Source organism: Schlesneria sp., assembly GCF_036405755.1.
In the GTDB taxonomy this organism is placed as follows: Bacteria; Planctomycetota; Planctomycetia; order Planctomycetales; family Planctomycetaceae; genus Schlesneria; species Schlesneria sphaerica.
Map to the genome: position 1 here is coordinate 1 of NZ_DASWWZ010000674.1, position 3,540 is coordinate 3,540.

At 56.2% G+C, this 3,540-nt stretch carries 4 protein-coding genes; 2 read left to right on the plus strand and 2 right to left on the minus strand.

Annotation, left to right across the window (positions count from 1 at the left end; translation table 11 throughout):
• On the plus strand, positions 1 to 1,171 hold a 1,171-nt coding region (locus tag VGE80_RS22305), incomplete at its 5' end, for a hybrid sensor histidine kinase/response regulator (protein WP_440594178.1).
• A 304-nt stretch (positions 1,172 to 1,475) separates the two neighbouring features.
• Here the strand turns inward: VGE80_RS22305 and VGE80_RS22310 are convergent.
• Both VGE80_RS22310 and VGE80_RS22315 read right to left on the minus strand, forming a co-directional pair.
• On the minus strand, positions 1,476 to 1,619 hold the full coding sequence (locus VGE80_RS22310; protein ID WP_440594179.1) for a WD40 repeat domain-containing protein: 144 nt from the start codon (positions 1,617 to 1,619) through the stop codon (positions 1,476 to 1,478).
• A 519-nt stretch (positions 1,620 to 2,138) separates the two neighbouring features.
• Complete coding sequence (locus VGE80_RS22315) at positions 2,139 to 2,693, minus strand: hypothetical protein (protein WP_373652077.1); 555 nt, start codon at positions 2,691 to 2,693, stop codon at positions 2,139 to 2,141.
• 451 nt (positions 2,694 to 3,144) lie between these two features.
• On the opposite strand from VGE80_RS22315, the gene VGE80_RS22320 reads away from it, so the two are divergent.
• Positions 3,145 to 3,540: NAD(+)/NADH kinase (locus tag VGE80_RS22320; protein WP_440594180.1), on the plus strand; the 396-nt coding region annotated here is incomplete at its 3' end.

Below are 3,540 nucleotides of genomic sequence, written 5' to 3' on the forward strand. Positions count from 1 at the left end.
TGCGGACATCACGGCTCGGAAATTGATTGAAGAGGAGCGGGAGCGACTGGTGGGCCAGCTACGTGAAGCTGACCGGCGAAAGGACGAGTTTCTGGCGACGCTGGCCCACGAGCTCCGTAACCCGCTCGCCCCGATTCGGAACGGCTTGGAAATCCTTCGCCTTGCTGGTGCGACGGGGACGGTTGACGAGGCTCGCATGATGATGGAACGCCAACTGGGGCAGATGGTCCGGTTGGTGGATGATTTGCTCGATGTGAGTCGTGTCACGCGAGGAAAACTAGAGCTCCGGCGGGAGCGACTGGAACTTCGTTCCGTGATCGACGCTGCACTGGAGACCACTCGACCTGTGGTGGAGCAGGCGGGCCAGGACCTGGTTGTCTCTCTTCCAGAAACCCCGGTGTATGTCGAAGGGGACTTTACTCGCCTGGCTCAGGTCATCTCGAACCTGTTGACCAACTCCGCTAAGTACACGCAGCGAGGCGGCCACATTCGTCTCCAGCTCGTCTGCGATGACGACACCGCGGTCATCTCGGTCGCAGATGACGGCATCGGCATCCCGCCGGAAATGCTCTCCAAAGTCTTCGAGATGTTTATCCAAGTGGATCGGACCCTCGAAAAATCGACGGGGGGGCTGGGGATCGGACTGTCTCTGGTGAAGGGACTCATCGAGATGCACGGCGGCTCGGTCGAGGCGAAGAGCGAAGGAGAAGGCAAAGGGAGCGAATTTTCGGTCCGTTTACCCACCCTTCCGTCGAGCGCAGACGCGCCTCATGTGGATAACGGAGCGGTTGATCACGCCGTCCCGTCAGACAGTCGCCGGATTCTGATTATCGACGACAACGCAGACTCCGCGAACTCGCTCGGCAAGTTTCTCGAAATCATGAACAACGAGGTCCAGATTCGTTACGACGGCGAAACAGGGATCGCCGGGGCCGATGAATTTCGACCGGGGGTGGTGGTCTGCGATATCGGAATGCCGAAAGTGAATGGCTACGACGTTGCCCGACGAATTCGAGCCGAGCCCTGGGGACGTGACATGATTCTGATCGCTCTCACGGGCTGGGGGCAGGAAAACGACCGGAAAAAAAGCTCTGACGCCGGATTCGATTATCATCTCGTCAAACCGGTCGAACCTGCTTCGCTGATGAAGCTGATCGCAGTCGATCCCTAGTTTTCCCGACCGCGAAATACACCCTTCTGCAGGCTAACTGTTCCAACCCTTGCGCATTCCGCAGGAGAGAGCGTGCTATGCGTCGGCCAGGCGATCAGAGTCAACTTCTTGTCAGGCATGAGTCAGGCTCAAATCTACTGGAAGCTTCGTCGATTCTGCATGCAGGAAATGCAACCCGCACGGACCAAGTTGAGCAAGTCGATTGAACCACGACGCTCACTTGCGGACCGGCAACATGGAACGTGAAGTCTGAAAGAATTTGTAGTGCCGACCCGGAGAGAGCCACGCTTTGGGATCCGCGGCCTCACTTCAATGCAGCGAGATTCCAGGACCGAACCGTATTGTCCCATCCAGCCGACAGCAACCAACCCGAATCTGGCGTCGACGCCAAATCTCGCACCAGGCCCGTGTGTCCGCTCAGGCTGGCGATCTCTTTGCTTGCCGCCACATCCTAGACGTGGATGACGCAGTTGACTTTCGACTCATGTCCGCCACGATCATTTCCGCCACCAGCGGCCGCAAGCAATCGACCATTGGGACTGAAGGTACAGCAAAGCGTCGAATCGGGAGATGTCAATCCTCATGTCGCATGCTTAGTGGCCACCCGGCCCCCGGCGACAAATCGCCGTTCGGGTTCCCTTGCGACACCGCACATGGGTCTGGATCAGGGTAACACACGACCTGACCGTACACACGTTTGGACAGTCATTGCCGTTCATGATGATGGTGATTTCTCCCGGCGAGCGGTTACCGTCGCTGGGGAGATTGTTGTGGCTGAGGAGAACGGCAATCGCATGCGGTGGGGATTCGCGGGCGATGCGGCTGTCAGGTCGCGTTCGATCTCTTCATGGGAGCTGCGTCATCTTATGCTGGCGCAACCGGCGCACAGCGCGTAAAAAAACACCCCATGCCGAGGGGACATGGGGTGCTTTGTAATTCATCGAGTTTCGAGGCAGGCTATTTGAGACTACTCGAGGATGGTCTTGGTTTCGCTGACCAGCTTGGCGATGGTTTCGTTGTTGAGGTCGGAAGCGTTCAGGCCCTGGCTGACCTTGACCTTACCATCGACCCACATCATGACGGTGACGTCGGCTTTGGTGTTGATCTTGTAGCCGTCTGGACCTTTGGTTCCCTTGAAGGTGGTCAGTGGCATCTGGCTGATTTTGTGCTTTTCAGCAGCGGCGGTGAGGCTGGCAGCGGCCTTTTCTGGATTCTCAGACATCAGCACGACAAAACCGGCCATCTTCTGATCACGGTTCTTGGCGACGACGTTGTCGAGTTCCTTCGACAGCTTGGCAACTTCTTCGGTCATTTCTTTTGCGAAGATGCTGACAACTGGCTGGTTTCCGTAGCGGCAGCGATAGCAGAGTTCATCACCGTCTTTGTTTGGCCCGGTCACGTCTTTGACGTTGAATGCGGGAACGCCCTTCCCCTTTTCAAGACCTGACTGGATTTCTGCGGCCATGGCGAAGCTGGCAGTGGCGACAAGCACGGCTGCAAACGTTGCGAAACACTTCTTCATCGATGATTCCTCCGTCGAACAATTCAGTATTCGAAACCTCATGGTGCCAGCAAAGATTCCACTCGCACCCCACAACTGCCATTGTACAAAGTTGGATTCAATCGTCGAGCGACACGTAGGGTTTCAACGGTTTTAACACCAATGCCGGACCCGCACAGATGTCCAATCAAACTCACGTCCCATTCTGTTTTCGTCGCGATTGCGCCTGAAGTAATTTCCTTCGCAGGACGAACCTGAATTCCAGCTTAGGACTCGGACAGGTAACCTGCCAGATGCGGGGACAATGTGACGTCGTCATCGTCCTTCGGGTATGGCTCACGCTGAAGGAAGCCGATGTGTATTATGAGACCCTTCGTCGGAGGATCTGAGCGAGTTGGTGTCGCTGTGTTTCTCTGCATCGGGGGTTCGTTGACCATGTTCGAGCGACTGACTTCGATTGAGCCTCTTACCGATGCGTAACCCCACAAAACTTTACCTGGCATTGACCAGCCGATCCGATGGCGACGCCGTAGACTCAATCCGTCCGGCCATCATCGAGTTTCTGCGGAACCAGGCGGACGTTGAGCTGGATGTCTTCGGCACGCCAGATGAATTGGATATCGGTGACAAACATTTTGATATCGTGATCGTCCTGGGGGGCGATGGAACGATCTTACGGACGTGTCGACAATTGGGGGCAAAGCAACGTCCTATCCTGGGGGTCAATCTCGGACGTCTTGGATTCCTTGCTGACCTGTCACCGGACGAATTTCAGGTGATGTTCCCCCGTTTTCTGGCGCGCGATTACCAGGTGATTGACCACCTGATGTTTGAGTGCCGACTCATCCGTGAGGATGGAACCGAGCAG